Below are 20,621 nucleotides of genomic sequence, written 5' to 3'. Positions count from 1 at the left end.
GGGCCGGTGAGGATTTCCGCGTGAGCCAGTCCCCCGTCCCATTCGCTCCCAAACCCGGGCAGATTCGCGGCCCCCGTCTGACAGGGCGCTTCGCGGACGGCACGCTCGGAGAGTTTCCACTGGGACCGGCGACGTCCCTGGGCCGGCATCCGTCCAACACGCTGCGGCTGGTCGACCGGGAGGTGTCCAAGGAGCACGCGGTCATCGAGCGCGTGGGCAAGGACTTCGTCCTCCGGGACCTGGGCTCGTCCAACGGCACCTTCGTGAATGGCCGCCGGGTGAAGGAGCTCAAGCTGCGCGACGGGGACGAGATCTCCCTGGGCGCCTCGCGGCTCATCTTCCACAGTGGCGAGGCGCCGGAGAGCGCCAACCCGCCCACCGCGCCGGGCGTGACGGTGGTGGCGCAGTCCATCTCCATGCCGGCCTTCCTGGCGCAGATGGACCAGGTGCCGCAGAACTTCCGTCCCGCCGAGCAGGTGTCGGACGTGGAGGCCCTGCGCCGCGACTACGAGAAGCTGCGCATCGCCCACGAGTTCCACCGGCAGGTGAGCCTGCAGGGCAGCCAGACGGACCTCTTCGAGCAGATCCTCAAGGTGGCCTTCCAGCTGCTGTCCGCGGACCACGGCGTCATCCTGAAGGTGGCCGCGGACGGGGAGTTCATCCCGTCGGCGGTGCACCACCGCTCCGACAAGGCCGTCAGCGTCATGCTGTCCGACACCGTGCTCAAGCGGGTGGTGGAGACGGGCAAGGCGGTGCTGACGGCGGACGCCATCATCGACGAGCGCTTCTCCGCGGCGGAGAGCATCGTCGCGCAGGGCATCCGGTCCGCCATGGCGGTGCCGCTGAAGGTGAACGGGAAGATCCAGGCGGTCCTCTTCCTGGACAGCCGCCAGCAGATCAACGCCTTCTCGGAGAAGGATCTGACCATCCTCTCCGGCATCGCCTCGCAGGCGAGCATCGCGCTGGAGAACGTCGCGCTGGCCGAGCAGGTCCGCGCCGAGGCCGTGACGCGCGCGGAGCTGAGCCGCTTCCTGTCCAAGGCCGTCGCCGACGCGGTGATCGCCGGCGAGACGGAGGACCTGGCGCAGAGCCGGCTGGCGGAGGTGAGCTGCCTGTTCGCGGACATCCGCGGGTTCACCACCATCTCGGAGAACGACTCTCCGCAGGAGGTGGTGGCCATGCTCAACGCCTTCTTCACCGCCATGGCCGGCGTGGTGTTCCGCCACGAGGGGAACCTGGACAAGTTCATTGGCGACTGTGTCATGGCCGTGTGGGGCCCGCCGCTGTCGCATCCGGACGACGCCGCCCGCGCGCTGCGCGCCGCCCTGGAGATGCAGGACGCCGTCCACGAGCTGAACCGCAAGCGCGTGGCGGAGGGAAAGCAGCCCATCGAGGTCGGCATCGGCGTCAACACCGGGCAGGCCGTCGTGGGCTACATGGGCAGTGCCGAGCGCCACGAGTTCACCGCCATTGGTGACACGGTGAACACCGCCTCGCGCCTGTGCGGCATGGCGAAGAGCGGTGAGGTGCTGGCCTCCGAGACCACGGTGCGCAAGGCGGGCGCCGGCTTCGACGTGGAGGGGCTGCCGGCCCTGCAGGTGAAGGGCAAGGAGAAGGCCGTGCCCACCTACCGCGTCCATGGTCTGGAATACACCACGGCCGCTTCCTCCTCCCGCCGCGCATGAACACCACCACGCAGGCGTGCCCCAACTGCGGCCACGTACACGACATCCGTGTGTACGTGAGCGGCCAGCGCGTCCAGTGCCGCTGCGGCATCCGCTTCGAGGCGCGCCGGCTGGACGTGGCCGCCGAGGTGGCCCGCAACACGATGGTGCCCACGGGCCGCGGGGGCGCGGAGCCCCGCGCGCACGCCAACGGAACGTCCGGCGTGGTGACGGTGGTGCCGCACGCGGAGCCGGAGCCGGGCGTGGAGATCTCCCTCTCCCGGGCGCCGTCTCCCGTGACGAACGGTGCGGGGCACGGGCTGCCGGGGGTGCCCGCACCGGGAACCAGCGGCGTGGCCGTCCCCTCCAGCGCGACCTTCGATGATGCCCCGGTGGATGAGACCCTGGTACGCTCGGGCGTGAAGACGGGGCCGGGGAGCGCGCGTTCAGACTTGGACGGGATGTTGGAGCAGACCTTCGTGGGGGGCGGCAAGGTGGATCTGCCCGGCTTCGAGCTGCTGGAGATGCTCGGCCGTGGCGGCATGGGAGAGGTGTGGCTGGCGCGGCAGCAGTCGCTGGGGCGCACGGTGGCGGTGAAGCTGCTGCCTCCGCGGCTGGCGAAGGACCCCGAGTTCGTCACGCGCTTCGAGAAGGAAGCCACGGCGCTGGCGGCGCTGAACCACCCGAACATCATCCAGATCATCGACCGCGGCGTGGCGGGCGAGCACTACTACTTCGTCATGGAGTACGTGGAGGGCCGCTCGCTGCGCGAGGCGATGTCCGCCGGGCTCACGCCGGAGAAGGGCTTGAAGCTCCTCCTGGCGGTGGCGCGCGCCATCGAGTGCGCGCACGACAAGGGCATCATCCACCGCGACCTGAAGCCGGAGAACATCCTGCTGGACGGCCGCGGGAACGTGAAGGTGGCGGACTTCGGCCTGGCGGGCATCCGCGAGCCGGACTCCCGGCTGCAGCTCACCGCGACGTCGGTGGCCATGGGCACGCTGAACTACATGGCCCCCGAGCAGCGCCGCGACGCGAAGAACGTGGACGGGCGCGCGGACCTCTTCTCCCTGGGCGTCATCCTCTATGAGGTGCTCACCGGCGAGCTGCCGCTGGGACGCTTCAAGCTGCCCTCCGCGAAGCGGCCGGGGTTGGATCCGCGCGTGGACGTGGTGGTGGACCGCCTGCTGGAGCAGGACCCGGACGCGCGCTACGCCCAGGCCAGCGAGCTGTGCGCCGCGCTGGAGGCGATGATCGCCACCAGCTCCGCGCCGGGGATCCCCCGGAGCGAGGTGGAGGGGCGGCTGGTGCCCGCGTCCGCGCGGCCGGTGAAGCCGAGCCCCATCTCCCGGCAGCTCCGCTCGGGCTGGCGGCGCGTGCGCGGCGGGCTGTCGGTGGTGGGCGGGCTGGCGGTGCTGGGCTTCGCGGTCCGCTGGTTCGTGGGGCCGGTGAGCCTCCACCTGGGGGATGATCAGCGCGTCATCATCGGCACGCAGGGCGTGAAGGTGCGCTCGCCGAAGAACCAGGTGCTGCCGCCGAACACCTACGGCGAGGTGTTCTCGTCCATCAGCTTCGCGGAGCCCTCGAAGCCCGGGGGCACGTCGCGCCTGGAGCTGGGCTTCAACGAGGGCAACGAGGAGGTCAACGTCCATAGCGGCCAGTGGCGGCTGGTGGATGGGGAGCTCCAGGCGTTGCAGGCGGGCAAGGAGACCAACGGGCGCCGGCTGATTCCGCGCGCGTACATCGCGCACCGCTACTTCTCGTCCAACGACTTCGCGGCGGAAGTGCTGCTGGATGTCAACCCGTTGGGGCCGGAGTACGCGCAGGAGGCGGATGCCCAGCACTATGGTGAGCTGGCGTTCCGCATCAAGGACCTGCAGATCTCCGCGTTCGCCATCCCGGACGTGGGCATGCGGCTCGCGTGGCGCTACTTCATGCCGGACGGGCGCGAGGTGGTGGGCAACAGCGCCCAGGACACGGAGGCGCTCGTCGAGGACGAGATGCCGCTGCCGGCCCATGGCCCCTACCAGGTGCGGCTGCAGATGCGCCGCAACAGCTCGGGCGTGCTGGTGGAGGCGTTCCTCAACAACGAGCGCTTCGCGCGGAAGCTGCTGGTGGGCCTGGAGGATCGCGTCGGCAAGGTGGCGCTGGGCTGCCGGAACCTGTCCTGCTCGTTCGACGACCTGAAGGTCCGGGGGCACCTGATGCCCCGGCCGGTTCGCCGCGTCGCCAAGGGCGTGGAGTAGCGCGCCCGCCGGGCGTGGGCTTGCGCGAACGCCCGTTCATTCCCACCTTGCCCTCGGCAGGCTCCGCGACGGCGGCCGTGCCGAGCCTTCGCGGGGGTTGGGATGGAGCTGTGGCGCATGGCACTGGCGCCCGTCTACGCGGCGTGCCTCCTGGGGTTGCTGGTGGCGGCCTTCGCCTACGGGCGCAGGGACGTGTCCGCCCGGCCCTACCGCGTGCCCCTGCTGTGGTTCGGCCTGCTGGGGCTGGTGTCGGTGTTCGTGCTGGAGCGCGTCCAGGGCGAGGGCGCCGTGCTGTCCTCGGAGACGGCGGTGAAGGCCGCGGGCTCCGTGCTGCTGGTGCTGGCCGCGGGGCTGGCGCTGCGAGGGGCCTGGGCCCGCGCGCGGGCCAACGTCCTGCGGGGTTCGGCGCCGGTGGCGCTCGACGAGGCGGTGGAGGCCCTGCGGGGTGGCCAGCCCCCGGGGTGGGGCGTCTACCACGGCGTCCTGGACGCGGAGGCGACGCTGACGTCGCCCGGCGGCGTGCCGTGCGTGTTCTTCGACGCGGAGGTGCGGGAGGTGGCGGACGATGGGCGCCGCGGGGCGCTCCTGTCACGTGAGCGGGCCTATGCGCCGGTGCTGGCGCTGCGGGGCACGCGCGCCCGGGCGTCGGTGAGCTTCTCCCCGGCCTCGCTGATGGCGCCGGTGGAGGTGCGCCGGTGCAAGGCCCTGCCGGGCACCGTGCCCGCGTCCTGGTACCAGACGGCGCATCCAGAGGTGGCCCCTCGCTGCGCGGACCCGGAGGCGCTCTCCTGGGAGCGCGTCGGCACGGTGGGCGAGTCGTGCCTCGTGGTGGGGGAGCTGCGCAAAGGCCCCGTCGAGGGCAGCTACGTCCTGCGCGGCCGCGAGGGCGGACCCGCCCTGGTGGTGCTGGGCCCGCAGGCGCCGGCCACGGGCGGAATGCTCGCGCGTCGAGCCTGGCGGCACTTCGCCGCGGCCGGGGTGTTGTCCATGGCCGCGGCCGTTGTCCTGTCACGGGCGCTCTGAGGCGTGCATCGCAGCGTGTGCCGCGCTCAGGGCGCTCCCGGGCCTCGGCTTCCGGTGCTCCGCGTGGTGGAGAAGACGAGCTGCTCCTCGCTGTCCGCCACCCGCACGGTGAGCGTCCGCTCCACGCCCGCGAGGCCCAGCGGCGTGGCCTGCGCGAGCTCGGACAGCAGCGAGCCCGCGGCGCGCAGGTGGAAGCCCGTGGTCCACATGCCTTCCAGCTCGCCGAACACGGTGCGCAGCTCGTCCGCGGCCTTGCGCTCGTCGATGGCGCGGCGCAGGCGCACCATGCCGCTCACGAAGTCCCGGCAGCGCACGAGCGTGTGGGGGTTCTTCGAGATGACCTCCGCGAACGTGAAGTTGCCGCCGCCCGGGCGCCACTCGCTCTCGACGAGCTGCAGCTCCTTGCCCAGGTCGTGCACCGTGGGGTCCTTCTGGAAGTACCACTTCGCAATCTGCGCGGCGCGGCTGGGGGGCAGGTCGTTCAGCATCAGGCTGCCCTGGTCCTGCACCTCGCGGAGGTACGCCTCCCAGATGGGCGCGTAGACGGCGCGGCGGAACTCGGGGGTGGCGCGGGGCGTCTGCTCGCTCCACGGCAGCGCGCGGGCCAGCGCGCGGGAGAAGCGCGCCAGGTCCAGCTCCTGGATGCGAGGCACCAGCGCGCGGAACGAGTCATCCGCCATCTTCAGCTCGAGCCGCGTCTCGATGGGCTGCTTGCCCACGTCCTCCTGCATCACGGAGATGACGTTGGCCGCGTCCTTCGCGTCCAGCACGCCCCAGACGACGGCGTCATCCACCGCCTGCTGCAGGTCCTTGCGCGACAGCTTCTTCTGCCGTCCCCACAGCATCAGGTGCAGGCCGTAGTTGAAGTCAGCGGCCACCGGCGCGGGCGAGAAGCGCGACATGTCCGCCTTCAAGTCCACCACCCACTGGCCGCGGTTGCCGAGCAGCTTGTCCTCGTAGCCGCGGCGGCCGAGGAACGCCAGGCGCCGGTCGCCCTGGAAGTTCTCCTGCGTCACCCAGGACTGCTTGCGCACGCTCTGGGCCTTGAGCAGCTCGAACGAGCCAATCCCCAGCGAGAAGCCGTAGGCCCGCTGCCGGGTGAGCGTGTTGGAGTTGAGGTAGTTGCGCAGCTCGAACTCCGTCGGCGACGCCGTCTTCATCCACTTCACCAGCTCCACGAGGTTGCCCTTGAGCAGGGACTCGTGGAACTGCATCGCGGTGACGTCCTCCACGACGACCTCCAGCAGCGTGGAGGTCTCCGCCAGGCGGAGGTATTCGTACTGGAAGCCATTGGCAATCTGCGTCTTGACGGCGTTGTCCAGCGCCTCGGCGACGCGGGCCTTGAAGTCGGCCCAGGCCTGCGGAAGGTTGGCCGGGTCCGAGAGCTGCGGGTCGAGGCCGAGCCGCTCCAGCACCAGGCCCAGCACCCGCTTCTGGTTCTCGTCCAGCTTCGCCTTGCTGGCCTTGTCCACCAGGCCGTCCATGATCTCCAGGGCGGTGTTGCCCTTCTTCACCAGCTCGCGCAGCACGGGCCCCAGCAGCGCTTCCAGGAGCTGGCCGAGCTGCGCCTTCACCGCGGCGGGGTCGAGCAGCTCGACGGTGATGCCCAGACCGGCGGCGAGCGCCCGATCGTGCGACGTCACCTTGCGCACCGCGACCTGGATGCGGCCAGCGCGCGGGCGCGAGAAGCTGAGCTGGTAGTCATCCGTGAGGGACACCCGGGCGGAGAGGGCTGCCTTGATGCTCGTCTTCAGCGAGAGCAGCTCGCCGGCTCGCAGGAAGCCCAGGCGGTTGAGGTTGGCGGGAAAGACGTCCGCCCAGTTGAGCTCCAGGCGCGCCTGGAGCGAGCCCCGGGCCTGCCACGCCACGGCATCCCCCAGCGCGAGCTTGGCGATGTCGGTGGGCTGCACGAGGCGCAGCTCGGCCAGGTCCGCGCGCGCGGCCTCGCGCATGTTCTGGCCCAGCGGGTGGGCGCGGTAGTCGCTGAGGGTGACGCTCAGCTCCGTTGATTTCTCGGAGGCGAGGAAGGACAGCTTGGTCCCCACCGCCGCCTTCACGCGCGCGGAGACCTGGTAGCGCATCCAGCCCATGTCGCCGCCGAGCAGGAGCTGCGGCCGAGGCGCCTGGTCCGACGTCTCGGTGGACGGCTCGCCGATGATGCCGTTCTCGTCCACGTCACCGGGCGAGTTGAAGTTGCGGATGGTTGCCTCGCCGCCGGCTTCGAAGGACAGGGTGATGCCGTGCATGTCCAGCTTGGGCGGGAGGAGCTTCTCTTCCGCGAGGCTCCCCTGGGCCACCGTCACCTTGATGTCCTGGTCCTGCAGCTTCACGTCGGGAATCTTCCCGGCCACGGCTTCAGGAAGCTTTTCGAGCAGCTTGTTGACCACCTTCATGCGCGTCCCCCTGGGCGATGCCCCCGCGAAGTGGCCGGAGGCCCCCTCGTCGTACGCCGACGGTGAACGTGGAACAAGTCGCATTCCCCAAAAGGCAGGTAACCAGCGGACAGACTGCCCTGGAGGGTGGGGGGTCGCGCGCCCCTCGCGCGGTGCGTCAGGCGGGCTCGTCGCCCAGGCCGTACTCCTTGAGCTTTCGCGCGAGCGTGTTGCGGCCAATCTCCAGCACGCGGGCCGCGGCGGTGCGGTTGCCCTTCACGGCGTCCAGGACGCGCAGGATGTGGCGCCGCTCGACCTCCGCCAGCGAAAGCAGGCCCGTGTCCGCCGGCGCATCCCCGCGCGAGGGCTGGGCGCCTGGGGTGACGCTCGGAGGCGCCGTGCGGTCGACATTCGGCAGGGGCAGGTGCTCCTCGAGAATCTCGCCTTCGCACAGCACCACGGCGCTCTCGATGCAGTTCTCCAGCTCGCGCACGTTGCCGGGCCAGCGGTAGCGCTTGAGGCGCTCCAGGGCGGCGGCGCTGAGGCGGGGCGCTGGCAGCCGGTGCCTCCGGGCGACGGCGGCGACGAAGTGGCGGGCGAGCCGCTCGATGTCCTCGGCGCCGCGCTCGCGCAGCGGGGGCAGCACCACCTCCACGACCTTGATGCGGTAGTAGAGGTCCTCGCGGAAGCGGCCCTCGGCCACCATGCGCGCGAGGTCCCGGTGCGTGGCGGCGACGATGCGCACGTCCACCTTCACGGCCTGGGTGCCGCCCACGCGCTCGAACTCGCGGTCCTGGATGACCCGGAGCAGCTTGCCCTGCACGGGCAGGGGCAGCTCGCCAATCTCGTCGATGAAGACGGTGCCGCCGCTGGCGGCCTCGAACTTGCCGGGGACTCGGTGGTCCGCGCCGGTGAAGGCGCCGCGCTCGTGGCCGAAGAGCTCGTTCTCGATGAGCGTGGCGGGCAGGGCGGCGCAGTCCACCTTGATGAAGGGCTGGTCCCTGCGCGGGCCGTTGACGTGGACGGCGCGGGCGAAGAGCTCCTTGCCGCTGCCGCTCTCGCCGCGCAGCAGGACGGTGGCGTCGGTGGGGGCGGCCTTGCGGACGAGGCGGTAGATGGCCTGGAGCTGCGGGGACTCGCCGATGATGCGATTGAAGAAGTAGCCCACCGGGACCTGGGGCTGGTCCTTGGCGCGCTGGAGTTCCTGGTAGAGGCTGGTGCTCTGGAGCGCGGTGCTGACCTGCGAGGCGATGGCGGTGAGGCGCTCGGTGTCCTCGTCGCTGAAGCGGTCCGCGCCGCGGCGGTTGAGGACCTGGAGCACGCCGTAGAGAGCGCCGTCCATGTCGCGCAGCGGGACCGCGAGCAGGCTGGTGGTGCGATAGCCCGTCATCCGGTCGATGTCGGCGAAGAAGCGCTGCTCGCCGCGCGGGTCGGGGACGTTGATGGCGTGCCCGGCCTCGGCGACGGTGCCGGCGACGCCCTGGCCCAGCTTGACGCGAATCTGGGACACCTCGGGCAGGTGCGCGGCGCGGCTGAAGAGCTCACGGCGGGCGGGGTCCAGCAGCCAGAGGGTGCCGCGGTCCGCTTGCAGGGTGATGGCGATGCGGTCCATCAGCGTCTGGAGGAACGCGTCGAGGTCCACCTCCCTGCCAACGAGGCCTCCGAAGGGGAGGAGGACCTGGGAGACGTCCGAGGGGGCTTGGGGCATGGCGGGGAGCGGCGGAAGGACGAAGGCGGAAGCCGCACCATAACATCCAGAGGGCATGGGGCCGCCCCTCTCAGGCCGCGCGGCCCAGCACCAGGCGCTGGCCCTCGCGAGCGGGCTCGCAGACGGGGAACAGCGACCGGGCCTGCTCGGCCATGTCCTCGAGCAGCTCGTCGCTGTGCGCCGGGTCATGGTGGAAGAGGCACAGCCGCCGGGCCCCGACGAGGCTGGCCACGCCCGCGGCGTCCATCATCGTGGAGTGGCCCCAGCCCTTCTTGGGAATGCCCTTGCGGCCCTCGTACTCGTCCGGCGTGTACTGGGCGTCGAGGCACAGCACGTCCGCGCCATCGAAGAGGCGGCCGACTTCGGGCGCGAGGTCCTGGACGCGGACCTCGATGTCCGTGGCGTAGATGAACGAGTGGCCATCTGCTTCCACCCGGTAGGCGAGGCACCCTTGCGGGTGCGGCACGTCGATGGGGGTGACGCGGAAGGGGCCGACCTCCACGGGCTGCGCGTGCAGCGCGGAGCGGAAGTCCATGCGCGAGCGCATGGTGGAGAGGGGTACCGGGAAGTGCGGAGGCTGCATCTGCGCGGCCAGCTCGGACTGGAGCGCCTGGGCGCCGTTGGCCCCAGGACCGTAGAGCGTCAGCTCGGAGGTGGGCAGGTAGGCCGGGGTGAAGAAGGGGAAGCCCTGCACGTGGTCCCAGTGCAGGTGCGAGAAGAAGAGGGTGGCCTTCTGGGGCGCGCCCTCGCGCATCATGACCTCGCCCAGCGCGCGGATGCCCGTGCCCGCGTCCAGGATGAGCCGGTGGCCCTGGCTGGTGACTTCCACGCAGGCCGTGTTGCCGCCAATGCGCGAGCCCGACACCGCGATGCTCCCCCGAACGCCATGAAACCGGACTTCCATCGTGAGTCTCCTTGAAGGGGGCATCCGCGGGGGACGCCCTGACGACGGAGGCTCAAAGCAGGGGCTGTGCCAGGGGTAAGGCACTGGAATGATTGAGCCCCGTCATCGACGAGCGTGGCGTTGCACCAGAACGGAGCGCCTTGGCATCGAGCGGGGTGTTCCAGACTGGCTCACTCCGTATCGCTTTGCGTCGTCGACACCAGGGGACGTAATCGTTTTCAAATTATGAAAAACAAGTAAATTAGAATCAGGCAGAAATGCCTGAGCGAAAGGAACGGACGCAGATGCTGCGAAACGCACTGGCTTTCATGGCGTTGTCGATGTCCCTGGTGGCGTGTGGCGTGGGCCACGAGGAGCTCGAGCCCCAGGCTCCCACGGAGGTCGTGGAGGGCACTGGGGCGGGGGAGCAGAACCTCTGTGAGCCTGGCCCGTCGTCGAACTGGTGTCAGAACGTCGCCGGCGCGGCCTGCTCGACGACCATCAACCGTCGCTGCTACCTGCCCAACTACTGCGAGTGGTTCTACTGCCGGTGCATCAACGGCGCCTGGGAGTGCCAGTAACGCGGTGGGCGGTGACGCCTCCTGGAGGCACGCGGCGAACGGGCAGGCGAGCCCGTTCGCTGTGCTCCTGAGGGAGGGGAACGAGTGCTTCTGTTCCTCGACCCGCCGGACGATGATGGCGGCAGATGTCTTCCCGGCTCGCCAGTCGTCCGCGCTGTTCTCGCTGCAACCTGCCCCTTCACCTGTGCCTGTGTGACGCGATTCCCCAGGTCCAGACGCGGACGCGGATTCTCCTCCTCCAGCACGTGATGGAGATCGCGAAGAAGAGCAACACCGGCAGGGTGGCAGCGCTGGCGCTGGTGAACTCGAAGCGCATCATTCACGGCTCGCCCAGCGGGACGTCCGACCTGGAGCTGCTCTCGGAGCCTGGGACCTGGCTGCTCTACCCGGATGGGCCGACCGCGCCGCCCGACGCGCCGCCTCCGCGTCAACTCGTGGTGCTGGACGCGAGCTGGTCCCAGGCCCGGCGGATGACACAACGCCTTCCGGTGTTGCGTACGCTCCCGCGGCTCGTGCTGCCGCCGCCCGAGCCGGGCTTGCTCCGGCTGCGTGAGCCGTCTCATCCCGCCGGAATGTCGACCCTGGATGCCATCGCGCGCGCGGTGGCCGCCCTGGAGGGCCTCGCCGTGGCCGAGCCCCTGGCACGGCTGGCCTCATTGCGGGTGCAACGAATCGCCGAGTGCGGAACGCTGACTTGAATCCATGTCGCGCCGCCCCCTGACACCGTGATGTCAGTCTCACGGATATAAGGGAGTGCAGCCCCAGATGAGACGTGTCCGGGGTGTTTCTGAAGAAACCGGAAAACTTGCCCTTGCGGAGAGTGTAAAATCCTCGTAACGTCTCCGTAACACCAGTGTAATCTGGTGCCCTTTTTTCAAGGGGTTACGAGGGGGAGTAGCTCAGGGGATTCGAGGCGCTGCTGGGCGGAAGTGACTGTACCCGTGCCCACGGCGGCATGGGTTCCCTCCTGGGCGTGGTCTGTCTTTCGACTGGATGGCTCAGATTCATCAACCAAGGCTCTGCGGCCCATGGGTGGCTGCGGGGCTGTTCTTCATTGCTCGCCATGTCCGTGCGCATCAGAGAGCGTCAGGAAAGCTGGGGCACCATCATTTACGACAACCTTCGCGATGAGTTCTCGGCGAAGGTGTTCGAGGGCTGCACGCCCGTGCCGCGGAGTCCCATTGGTTGTGGATGGCTGGTGATTGCGCCGTGCAACCTCAAATGCATCCACTGCTACGGGAACGTCGAGGACCTGCCGTCGAAGCGGCTCTCCACGCCCGATCAGCTCAAGGTGGCCGACGAAATCATCCGCGCCGGAATCATGCGTCAGATTCTCTCCGGCGGTGAGCCGTTGATGCGCCGGGATACGCTGAACGTCATCGACAAGCTCACGGACCATGGTGTCGCCACCATCCTCGGCACCAACGGCACCTTCCTGACGCAGCAGATGATGAAGACGGTGTCTCGCTGCACGCGCGTGGAGATCAGCCTCGACTCCATGGACGAGCGGGTCAACAACGAGATTCGCCCCAGTCGCAGCGCCAAGGGGAATACCTACCAGGAGACGCTCCGGGCCATGGGCCTGTGCGTGGACCATGGCGTGGCGCCGCGCATCCTGACCTGTCTCAACCGCTACAACAGCCAGCACGTGGAGGAGCTCGCCCAGTTCATCTACGAGCGGGGCATCCGGGACTGGGCCATCTCCTGGACGCTCTCCGCCGGCCGCGCCTATCACATCTACGGCGAGCTGATGCCCGAGGAGACGTCGCATGTCACCGCGGTCGTGGAGCGGTTGCGGGAGCGCTACCCGGACATGCAGATTCGCCTGTCGGACCGCACCGTCAACTACAGCCGCTACTACTTCCTCATCTGGCCCGACGGCAACATGGGCACCGAGGAGATCGTGACGGGCAAGAAGCTCTTCTTCAGCTCGCTGGTGACGGGCTCCGTCCAGGACGGCTGGAAGCCAGAGAACTACGACCTGGACGCACACTTCCGGAAGTGGGTGTCGGACCGCATCGAGGTCATTCCCATGGAAGGCCGGCAGTCCCTGGTCGCATAGGATGTTCGCGGCATGGAGCTGATTGACGTCATCGACCCCCAGGGTCGCGTGGTGGGAAGCGCGCCCCGCGACCAGATCTACGGCCAGAAGCTGCCCCATCGCATCGTGCATGTGATGGTGGAGCGCGACGGCAAGGTCTTCCTGCAGCGGCGCTCGCGGCACATGACCTTCATGCCCGGTCACCTGTGCACGTCCGCGGGTGGGCATGTGAGCGCGGGCGAGGCGCCCCTGGACGCCGCCCGGCGGGAGCTCCAGGAGGAGCTGGGCCTGGAGAGTCCGCTGGAGCCCGTGGCCGAGTTCATCTTCGACGACGGGCACCACCGGCGCATCTTCCTGTATCGCGCGCGGTCGGAAGGCCCGCTGCGCTTCTCGGAGCGCGAGGTGGACGGGGGCCTCTTCCTGGGGCCGGAGGAGCTGGGGCGCCTCCTGGACGAGCCCTGCCATCCCCAGCTGTGGCCCTGCCTGGAGCGCCTCTTCCCCGAGCAGAGCGCCGACGCGCGGACGCGATGGAAACCGTCCTCTACTCGCTGACGTCCGTCCTGCTGCGGTCGGGAAACAGCGTCTTCGACCGGCTCAGCTACGGGCTGCGCCGTCAGTCCATCCTCGTCCTCAACTTCGCCAACAACTTCGTCCCGTTCCTCCTGCTGGCGGCGCTGACGCCGCTGCTGCCCATGGAGGGCAGGGAGGGGTGGGCGCTCTATGGCAACGCGCGGCTCGCGCTGTTCGCGGTGAGCGTCCAGGGCGTGGCCTTCGCTTTCTCCTACGGCTTCCGGCACCTCACGGTCGCCCGGGTGAACATCGCCTCGCGCGTCGGGGATGTGCTCATCCCCCTGGTGCTCATGTTGTCCGGCCGCACGGTGCACTGGACCGAGTACCTGTTCGCCCTCGCCGTGTCCGGCTGCTCGCTGCTGGCGGCGGGGGGCGCCTCGGACAGCCGCCGCGCGCTGTGGCTGCCGGCGTTCTTCATCACCGCCGCCGTGCTCGTGCAGAGCCTCTGCGGCGAGCTCTTCTTCCAGGGGCAGCCTTCGGGCGTGGCGTCCAACCTGGAAGTGAGCACCGCCTTGATGTTCTGGCGGAGCGCGGCGTGTCTGGTGTTGCTGCTGCTCTTCGGCGCCCGGGGAACGCTGGGCGCGCAGCTGGGCGAGCTGGTCGTGGACGGCCGCGCCCGCACCAGCTTGCTCGTGCGGGCACTCTTCACCGTGGGCAATCAGGTCGCCTTCGTCATGGCGCTGGCGTCGGGAAACCGCGTCGTCGCCTGGCCCATCCTCAACTCGGTGACGCTCTTCTCCCTGGTGTTCGCCAACGCCTTCATCCAGGAGGCCCCCTCGCGGCGCGAGGTGTTCGCCGTCGTGGCCATCGTCGCGCTCGCCGTGCTGAAGGCGGCGCTGTAGTCCGCTACGAGGCCAGGCTGGGCAGCACCTGGTCGGCGAAGCGCAGCGAGAGGGCGGTGAGCGTCAGCGTCGGGTTGATGGCGCCGTTGTTCGGGAAGTTGCCGTTGGTGAGGGCGAACAGGTTCTTCGTCCCGAAGACGAGGTGCCGCCCGTCCACGACGCCCGAGTCCGGCCCCGGGCCGAAGCGCACGGTGCCCACCGAGTGGTCCGCCCGGCGAATCACGCCGGAGACCCAGACGTCCGACTCGCGGCAGCCCGCCGTCTTCATCACCTGCATCAGGGTGTCGGTCATCCACTGCCAGCGCGCGCTGAACCCCGCGTCCACCGCGTAGTGAATCTCCACCTTGCGCTCACCCGGCTTCCCGGTGAAGCGCAGGCCGTTCTCGGCCTGGGGGAACTCCTCGATGAAGCCATGGAGGTTGAGCCGGCTCTCCCGGCCGAAGGAGGCGATGTACTCGGGCGCCAGTTGCTCCTGGCGGACCCAGGCCTGCAGGTCTGGCTCCTCCGGGTACTCGGAGAAGATCATCTTCCCGGCGGCCTGGTGCTCCGGCGTGTCGAAGTGCCGCGAGAAGAGGGCGGGCATGGGGACCTCGCGCCCGTTGAACTCGCGGGGCGGCTTCGCCAGCTTGCCCTCGAGCTTCAGCATCGGGTGGGTAATCAAGTAGCGCCCCAGCGTGGGCAGGCGCTGCGCGTTGAAGCCCGAGTGCCACAGCAGCTTGGGGGTCTCCAGGGCGCCCGCGGCCACCAGCACTGCGTCCGCGTCCAGCGTGGCCGTCCCGCCCTCGGCGGTGCGGTAGGTGACGCCCTGGGCCACCTCGCCCGCCATCCTCACGGACAGCACGGGGCTGCTCGCGAGCAGCCGGAAGCCCGGGTGGGACTCCATGTCCGCCAGCAGCAGGGTGGGGTCGAACCGCGCGCCCATGGGGCAATACCGGCACGTGCCAAAGGTCATGCACGGCCCGCCCACGCCCTCGCCGCCGGGGCCTCGCCGCGACATGGGGATGTGGTCGTAGGTGATGCCCATGGCCTTCAGGGCATGGCGCACCGGCTCCGACTCGATGGGGTACGGCGGGCTGTTCCACTTGTACGGCTGGGAGCGCCAGGGGGTGGGGTGGCCCTCCGTGGGCTTGTGGGGGCCGGTGACGTTCAGCAGCGATTCGGCCTGGCAGTAATAGGGCTCGAGCTGGGCGTAGCCGAAGGGCCAGTCGTTGCCCTTGCCAGTGCGCGTGCGCAGCTCGAAGTCCTCGGGCTGGAGCCGGGGCGTCCACCCGCTCCAGTGCAACGTCGACCCGCCCACCGCCATGAGCCGGCTGCCCTTGATGAGGAAATGGTCTCGCTCGGGCTGGACACCGGGACGGGAGTTGGCGTCCCCCTGCGTGTCCTCACAGGCGTGATAGGGCCGCACGCCCGTGGTGACGAAGTCCAGCCAGCGGCGCGAGTCCCGCATCGGCGTGCGAGGACCGGCTTCGAGCATCACCACTTCGTAGCCCCGTTCCAGCGCGGCGCGAGCGGTGATGACCGCGGCAATACCACTTCCGACGATGCACAGCCTCATGTGGGTCAAATCCTGTCGGCGGACACGCTGGCTACAGCTCGTCCGAAGCGTGAAAGGAGCCAGACTCGTGCGGTTCGTGCCAGAGCCCGCCCATGTAACCATTCATGTTGCCGAAGCCGAAGGCCCGGAAGCCCCCGCCGACGAGTGACATGATGGCCAGCTCACCCACCACCTTGACGCGGTGGAGCTCCTTCAGCTCCGTGAGCCATTCCACCGAGAGCTGCTCGGGCTGTTTCACGTTCACCGCGAAGTCCGAGTAGGTCGCCAGGTACGAGGGGCGTTCCTCGCATTTGAGACGCAGATAGTCCTGCAGCAGCGCCTCATCGAGCTGGCCGTCCATGCCCACGAAGCGGGAGACACGGCGGGCCGTTTCGAGCAGGACCTCCCGTACGTCGTCGGGAAGAGGGCCCGCGCTGTCCGGCGCGATGAGCTGGAGGGGCGCCGCTCCCGCGGCGGGAGGCGTGGGCCGCAGGCGAAGCGTGCCACAGCTGGAAGCCACCACTCCGATTCCCAGCCACTGCAGGAGCTGGCGGCGATTCAGCAGCGTTTCTGTCGGCACAGTTCCAGCGGATGGGGATGATTTGACGGCGTAATTCATGACGCGCTCAGTCTCTGATGCTGCCCCAGTTTTCACCGTGGAAGCAAGGGTTGCGGTCATTGCCTCGGTTGCTGCTCCATGGCAAAGAGTGGAAGCGATATGTGGATCGTCCGGCTGGCGCTCCGACGCCCCTATACCTTCGTGGTGGCGGCGCTGTTGCTCGTCTTCGTGAGTGTCCAGGTCATCCGGGAAGCCCCCACGGACATCCTCCCCGAGGTGGACATCCCCGTCATCAGCGTCGTCTGGACCTACGACGGGCTGCCCGCGCAGCAGGTGGAGCGGCAGATCACCCAATACAGTGAGTACTCACTGGCCAACAACGTGTCGAACCTGGCCCGGCAGGAAAGCCAGTCATTCGACGGTGTATCGGTTGCCCGTTTGTATCTACACCCCGGGGCTGACGTGGCCGAGGCCATGGCCCAGGTGACGGCGTCCTCGCAATCCATCACCCGCCGCATGCCTCCGGGGACGCAGCCGCCCATCATCCTCCGGTATTCGGCGAGCAGCGTGCCCATCCTCCAGGTGTCGTTCAGCAGCGAGACGCTCACCGAGTCGCAAATCTATGACCATGTGAATCAACGCGTCCGGCCCCTGCTCGGCACTGTCCGGGGCTCGCGCATTCCCCAGCTCATGGGCGGCAAGGTCCGGCAGATGACCGTGGACCTGGACCTGGAGGCGCTCGAGGCGCATGGCCTGGCGCCGCACGACGTCGTCTCGGCGGTCTCCGCGCAGAACCTGGTCCTCCCCACGGGGAGCCTCAAGATGGGCGCGCACGAGTACCGGGTCACGCTCAACAGCAGCCCGGAGACGCTCGCCGCGCTCAATGACATCCCGGTGCGCCGGAGCGATGGCCGCGTCGTGTTCCTCCGGGATGTGGCGTACGTGCATGACGGCTTCGCGGTGCAGACGAACATCGCTCGGGAGGAGGGGCGGCGCTCCATCATCCTGTCCGTGATGAAGACGGGGGATGCCTCGACGCTGGAGGTCGCCCGGCGCGTGCGCGAGATGCTGCCCACCCTCCAGGCCGCAGCTCCAGAGGGGCTGACGGTGCGGCTGCTGGCGGACCAGTCCTCCTTCGTGACGACCGCCATCCATGGGCTCCTGGTGGAAGGCGTCATCGCCGCGCTGCTGACGGCGACGATGATTCTCCTGTTCCTGGGGAGCTGGCGCAGCACGCTCATCATCGCCATCTCCATTCCCCTGTCGGTGCTCGCGGCCATCCTGGTGTTGCGCGGCCTCGGGTACACGCTCAACTCGATGACCCTGGGCGGGCTGGCGCTCGCGGTGGGCATCCTCGTGGACGATGCCACGGTGGAGATCGAGAACATCCACCGCAACCTGGCCATGGGAAAGCCGCTCACCCAGGCCATCCTGGATGGCGCGGAGCAGATCGCCGTGCCCGCCTTCGTCGCCTCGCTCTCCATCGGCATCGTTTTCATCTCGGTGCTCTTCCTGGAGGGACCGGCCCGGTACCTGTTCCTGCCCATGGGCCTGGCGGTGGGGCTCTCCGTCATGGCCTCGTATCTGCTCTCGCGCACGCTGGTTCCCACGCTCGTGCAGTTCCTGCTGCGCGCGGAGGTCCAGCGCCATGGGCAGCCCCGGACGGGGTGGCTCGCGCGGCTGCATCACCGGTTCGAGGACGGCTTCGAGCGCTTCCGCGCGCGCTACGTGTCCGCGCTCCAGCAGGCGCTTGCCCGGCCGCGCCGCGTGCTGGCCATCTTCCTGCTCGCGGTGCTGGGGGCGACGGGTTTGATGCCCTTCGTGGGGCGCGACTTCTTTCCGACCGTGGACGCGGGCCAGCTCCGCCTTCACGTCGTGGCGCCGCCGGGGACGCGCATCGAGGAGACGGAGCGGTACCTGTCGCTCGTGGAGGAGGCCGTGCGCGAGCTCATCCCCGCCGAGGACCGGCTGAGCCTGATTGACATGATGGGCATGCCGGGCGGCTACAACCTCGCGTTGACGGACACGTCCAACGTGAGCAGCGCGGACGGGGAGGTCCTCGTGACGCTGTCTCCGGAGCGTCGGCGCCGGACGGACGCCTATGTGCGGCTGCTCCGCGAGCAACTGCCCCAGCGCTTCCCCGAGCTCACGTTCTACTTCCAGCCCGCGGACATCGTGACGCAGATTCTCAACTTCGGGCTGCCGTCGCCCATCGACGTCCAGATTTCAGGCTCCCAGCGCGAGGTCACCTACGCCGTGGCGCGCAGGCTCGAAGCGGACCTGAGGCAGGTCCGCGGCGCGGTGGACGTGCGGCTGTTCCAGGTGGTGAACGCGCCGCGGCTGCACGTCGAGGTGGACCGGATCCGCTCCAGCGCGGTGGGGCTCACGCAGCGGGACGTGGCGAACAATGTGCTGCTCACCGTGTCGTCCAGCTCGCAGGTGAGCCCGAGCTTCTGGATCGACCCGAAGACGGGCAACAGCTACCCCGTGTCGGTGCGCGTGCCGGAGACGCGGGTGTCCTCGGTGGAGGACCTGACGCGGATGGCGCTGCCCACCCGGGAGGGGCCCCAGCTCCTGGGCGACCTCACCCAGGTGCAGCGCGCGCAGACGCCCGTCTTCGTCACCCACGTGGACATCCAGCCCACCTTCAACGTCCGCGCGGACGTCCAGGACACGGACCTGGGCAGTGTGGCGTCGCGGTTGGAGGCGCTCGTCGAGCACTACCGCGAGCAGCTGCCTCCGGGCTCGCGCATCCAGGTGCGCGGGCAGGTGGACAGCATGCGCACCAGCTTCGACCGGCTGCTGCTGGGGCTGCTGTTCGCGGCGGTGCTCGTCTACGCGCTGATGGTCGTCAACTTCCAGTCCTGGTTGGACCCCTTCATCATCATCACCGCGCTCCCCGGGGCGGTGGTGGGCATGGTCGTGTCCCTCTTCGTCACGCAGACGCCGTTCAGCATTCCCTCGCTGATGGGCGCCATCATGAGCGTGGGCGTGGCCACGGCGAACTCCGTGCTGGTGGTGTCCTTCGCCAACGAGCAGCGCGCGAGTGGCGCGAGCGCGCTGGAGGCGGCCCTCGGAGCGGGGCGGGTGCGGGTGCGCCCCGTGTTGATGACGGCGCTGGCCATGGGCATCGGCATGCTCCCCATGTCGCTGGGCCTGAGCGAAGGCGGCGAGCAGAACGCCGCGCTCGGCTGCGCCGTCATTGGCGGCCTCACGGGGGCCACGGTGGCCACCCTGTTCTTCGTTCCCGTTGTCTACAGCTTGATGCAAGCCCGGCGCGATGTCCGCGCGGCGTCCCCTGAACTCGAGCCCTCGGTGATGGCGTGAAGGAGCAGACCCCTGACGTGAGCGCCGCGGCGCCCGCCATTGCCCCGGAGGCGCACACCGCTCCGGCGCGAGCCGGGCGCTGGCCCTGGGTGTTCGCCGCCTTGCTCCTGGTCCTGCTGGGGCTGGGCGTGGCGCCGCGGCTGGAGCGCTCGCGCGCGCTGGACCGGCGTGAAGCGGAGTCCCGGCAGCCGCCGCTCGTGGCCGCCGCGCGCGTGACGCGGGCCCAGCCGACGGCGGAGCTCATGTTGCCCGGGACGGTGCTTCCCATCCAGCGCGCGTTGCTGCACGCCCGCATCAATGGCTTCGTGGGCCGCGTCCATGTCGAAATGGGGGACCGGGTCCGGGCGGGCCAGCTGCTCGCGGAGCTCGAAGCGCCCGAGTTGCAGGCGGAGTGCCACCGGGCCCGGGCGCGCCTGGACGAGACGGAGCGGAACCTGGAGCTCGCTCGCGCGTCCGCGCAGCGGGCGCAGATTCTCGCGGGGGAGGGCCCCGTCAGCCACGAGGTGGCGGAGGAGGCGCGCGCGCGGGCCAACTCCGCCGAGGCCGCGTTGAAGAGCGCGAAGGCGGAGGTGGAGCGGCTCGACGCGCTGTATGCGTACCGCCGCGTGGTGGCGCCGTTCGATGGCCTCATCGTGCGTCGGAACGTGGACCGGGGGGCGCTCGTCACCGCGGGCAGCGGCACCGGCGTGACGAGCCTGTTCGAGATTGCCCAGACGCACACGCTGAAGGTCTACCTGGAGGTGCCGCAGTCCCTCGCCCATGACATCCGACCGGGGCTCGAGGCGCGAATCTCCACGCTGGAGGCGCCCGCCCGGGCGCTTCCGGGGCGCGTGGTGCGGACCGCGGGGGTGCTGGACCCGGGGACCCGGACGCTGCTGACGGAGGTGCAGTTCACCAACGACGGGGCGCTGTTCGCGGGGGCGTTCGTGCGCGTCCGGCTGCTCATCGAGCGCGAAGCCCCACCCATCCTCATCCCCGCCAGCGCGCTGGCCGCGCGGCGTGAGGGGCCGACGGTGCTCGTGGTGGACGGGGCCAATGCCGTCCAGCAGCGCGTGGTCGTGCTGGGGCGGGACCTCGGCGCGCAGGTCGAGGTGCTGGACGGACTGTCCGTGGAGGACCGGGTGGTGCTCAGCCCGCCGGACACCCTGGGGGATGGACGCGTGGTGCGGGTTGCGGAAGAGCGGGCCGCCCTCTAGTCCTGGTCCGCGTGGCCCCCCATAAAACGTGATAAGGCCGCCCTGTCGGGCCACCTGGGTAGGCTGCGCAGACTG

At 69.6% G+C, this 20,621-nt stretch carries 15 protein-coding genes; 10 read left to right on the top strand and 5 right to left on the bottom strand.

The genetic code is table 11. The features are described 5' to 3' along the window. Positions 1-20: 20 nt before the first annotated feature. The 3 genes from VZL07_RS35395 (at position 21) to VZL07_RS35385 (ending at position 4,933) form a co-directional block, all read left to right on the top strand. The gene (locus tag VZL07_RS35395; RefSeq protein WP_426752356.1) at positions 21-1,685 is read left to right on the top strand and encodes an adenylate/guanylate cyclase domain-containing protein; all 1,665 of its coding nucleotides are present in this window, start codon (positions 21-23) and stop codon (positions 1,683-1,685) included. After that, positions 1,682-3,910, top strand: coding sequence for a serine/threonine-protein kinase (locus VZL07_RS35390; protein ID WP_426752355.1), 2,229 nt, complete (start codon positions 1,682-1,684; stop codon positions 3,908-3,910). Before VZL07_RS35395 ends, VZL07_RS35390 begins: the two co-directional genes overlap by 4 nt. Before the next feature lie 102 nt (positions 3,911-4,012). Then, entirely contained in the window at positions 4,013-4,933 is a 921-nt protein-coding gene (locus tag VZL07_RS35385; RefSeq protein ID WP_426752354.1) for a hypothetical protein, read from the top strand. Between the two features lie 26 nt (positions 4,934-4,959). Here the strand turns inward: VZL07_RS35385 and VZL07_RS35380 are convergent, their stop codons facing one another. The 3 genes from VZL07_RS35380 to VZL07_RS35370 all read right to left on the bottom strand — a co-directional run bounded on the left by VZL07_RS35380 (position 4,960) and on the right by VZL07_RS35370 (position 9,917). Further along, positions 4,960-7,326, bottom strand: coding sequence for a hypothetical protein (locus VZL07_RS35380; protein WP_426752353.1), 2,367 nt, complete (start codon positions 7,324-7,326; stop codon positions 4,960-4,962). A gap of 157 nt (positions 7,327-7,483) precedes the next feature. Then, on the bottom strand, positions 7,484-9,070 hold the full coding sequence (locus VZL07_RS35375; protein ID WP_426752352.1) for a sigma-54-dependent Fis family transcriptional regulator: 1,587 nt from the start codon (positions 9,068-9,070) through the stop codon (positions 7,484-7,486). 13 nt (positions 9,071-9,083) lie between these two features. After that, entirely contained in the window at positions 9,084-9,917 is an 834-nt protein-coding gene (locus tag VZL07_RS35370) for an MBL fold metallo-hydrolase (RefSeq protein WP_426752351.1), read from the bottom strand. Between the two features lie 284 nt (positions 9,918-10,201). Between VZL07_RS35370 and VZL07_RS35365 the strand changes: the two genes are divergently transcribed. The 5 genes from VZL07_RS35365 to VZL07_RS35345 all read left to right on the top strand — a co-directional run bounded on the left by VZL07_RS35365 (position 10,202) and on the right by VZL07_RS35345 (position 13,930). Then, positions 10,202-10,477, top strand: coding sequence for a hypothetical protein (locus tag VZL07_RS35365; RefSeq protein WP_426752350.1), 276 nt, complete (start codon positions 10,202-10,204; stop codon positions 10,475-10,477). 125 nt (positions 10,478-10,602) lie between these two features. After that, on the top strand, positions 10,603-11,175 hold the full coding sequence (locus VZL07_RS35360) for a tRNA-uridine aminocarboxypropyltransferase (RefSeq protein WP_426752349.1): 573 nt from the start codon (positions 10,603-10,605) through the stop codon (positions 11,173-11,175). Between the two features lie 365 nt (positions 11,176-11,540). Beyond that, complete coding sequence (locus tag VZL07_RS35355; RefSeq protein WP_426752348.1) at positions 11,541-12,539, top strand: radical SAM protein; 999 nt, start codon at positions 11,541-11,543, stop codon at positions 12,537-12,539. A gap of 12 nt (positions 12,540-12,551) precedes the next feature. Further along, on the top strand, positions 12,552-13,070 hold the full coding sequence (locus VZL07_RS35350) for an NUDIX hydrolase (RefSeq protein ID WP_426752347.1): 519 nt from the start codon (positions 12,552-12,554) through the stop codon (positions 13,068-13,070). Continuing rightward, a complete protein-coding gene (locus VZL07_RS35345; RefSeq protein ID WP_426752346.1) occupies positions 13,046-13,930 on the top strand; it encodes a hypothetical protein in 885 nt (294 codons plus the stop codon). The genes VZL07_RS35350 and VZL07_RS35345 overlap by 25 nt, the downstream gene beginning before the upstream one ends. 4 nt (positions 13,931-13,934) lie before the next feature. Here VZL07_RS35345 and VZL07_RS35340 read toward each other — a convergent pair whose 3' ends face one another. Both VZL07_RS35340 and VZL07_RS35335 read right to left on the bottom strand, forming a co-directional pair. Further along, positions 13,935-15,485: a GMC family oxidoreductase N-terminal domain-containing protein gene (locus VZL07_RS35340; RefSeq protein ID WP_426752345.1), complete on the bottom strand. Its 1,551-nt coding sequence runs from the start codon at positions 15,483-15,485 to the stop codon at positions 13,935-13,937. Between the two features lie 31 nt (positions 15,486-15,516). Further along, a complete protein-coding gene (locus VZL07_RS35335) occupies positions 15,517-15,984 on the bottom strand; it encodes a hypothetical protein (protein WP_426752344.1) in 468 nt (155 codons plus the stop codon). Between the two features lie 177 nt (positions 15,985-16,161). Between VZL07_RS35335 and VZL07_RS35330 the strand changes: the two genes are divergently transcribed. Continuing rightward, the gene (locus tag VZL07_RS35330) at positions 16,162-19,350 is read left to right on the top strand and encodes an efflux RND transporter permease subunit (RefSeq protein WP_426752343.1); all 3,189 of its coding nucleotides are present in this window, start codon (positions 16,162-16,164) and stop codon (positions 19,348-19,350) included. Further along, the gene (locus VZL07_RS35325) at positions 19,347-20,546 is read left to right on the top strand and encodes an efflux RND transporter periplasmic adaptor subunit (protein WP_426752342.1); all 1,200 of its coding nucleotides are present in this window, start codon (positions 19,347-19,349) and stop codon (positions 20,544-20,546) included. Before VZL07_RS35330 ends, VZL07_RS35325 begins: the two co-directional genes overlap by 4 nt. The last annotated feature ends 75 nt before the right edge of the window (positions 20,547-20,621 follow it).

The organism is Pseudomyxococcus flavus (assembly GCF_050038885.1).
GTDB classification, from domain to species: Bacteria; Myxococcota; Myxococcia; order Myxococcales; family Myxococcaceae; genus Myxococcus; species Myxococcus flavus.
Note: the sequence above shows the minus strand (reverse complement) of the source record. Positions and strands in the feature narration are given on the sequence as shown.

Coding starts and splice junctions, on each gene's coding strand:
- VZL07_RS35345 (WP_426752346.1), top strand. CDS start 13,046: ATGGAAACCGTCCTCTACTCGCTGACGTCCGTCCTGCTGCGGTCGGGA.
- VZL07_RS35365 (WP_426752350.1), top strand. CDS start 10,202: ATGCTGCGAAACGCACTGGCTTTCATGGCGTTGTCGATGTCCCTGGTG.
- VZL07_RS35380 (WP_426752353.1), bottom strand. CDS start 7,326: ATGAAGGTGGTCAACAAGCTGCTCGAAAAGCTTCCTGAAGCCGTGGCC.
- VZL07_RS35360 (WP_426752349.1), top strand. CDS start 10,603: ATGTCTTCCCGGCTCGCCAGTCGTCCGCGCTGTTCTCGCTGCAACCTG.
- VZL07_RS35330 (WP_426752343.1), top strand. CDS start 16,162: ATGGCAAAGAGTGGAAGCGATATGTGGATCGTCCGGCTGGCGCTCCGA.
- VZL07_RS35375 (WP_426752352.1), bottom strand. CDS start 9,070: ATGCCCTCTGGATGTTATGGTGCGGCTTCCGCCTTCGTCCTTCCGCCG.
- VZL07_RS35350 (WP_426752347.1), top strand. CDS start 12,552: ATGGAGCTGATTGACGTCATCGACCCCCAGGGTCGCGTGGTGGGAAGC.
- VZL07_RS35340 (WP_426752345.1), bottom strand. CDS start 15,485: ATGAGGCTGTGCATCGTCGGAAGTGGTATTGCCGCGGTCATCACCGCT.
- VZL07_RS35370 (WP_426752351.1), bottom strand. CDS start 9,917: ATGGAAGTCCGGTTTCATGGCGTTCGGGGGAGCATCGCGGTGTCGGGC.
- VZL07_RS35355 (WP_426752348.1), top strand. CDS start 11,541: ATGTCCGTGCGCATCAGAGAGCGTCAGGAAAGCTGGGGCACCATCATT.
- VZL07_RS35385 (WP_426752354.1), top strand. CDS start 4,013: ATGGAGCTGTGGCGCATGGCACTGGCGCCCGTCTACGCGGCGTGCCTC.
- VZL07_RS35390 (WP_426752355.1), top strand. CDS start 1,682: ATGAACACCACCACGCAGGCGTGCCCCAACTGCGGCCACGTACACGAC.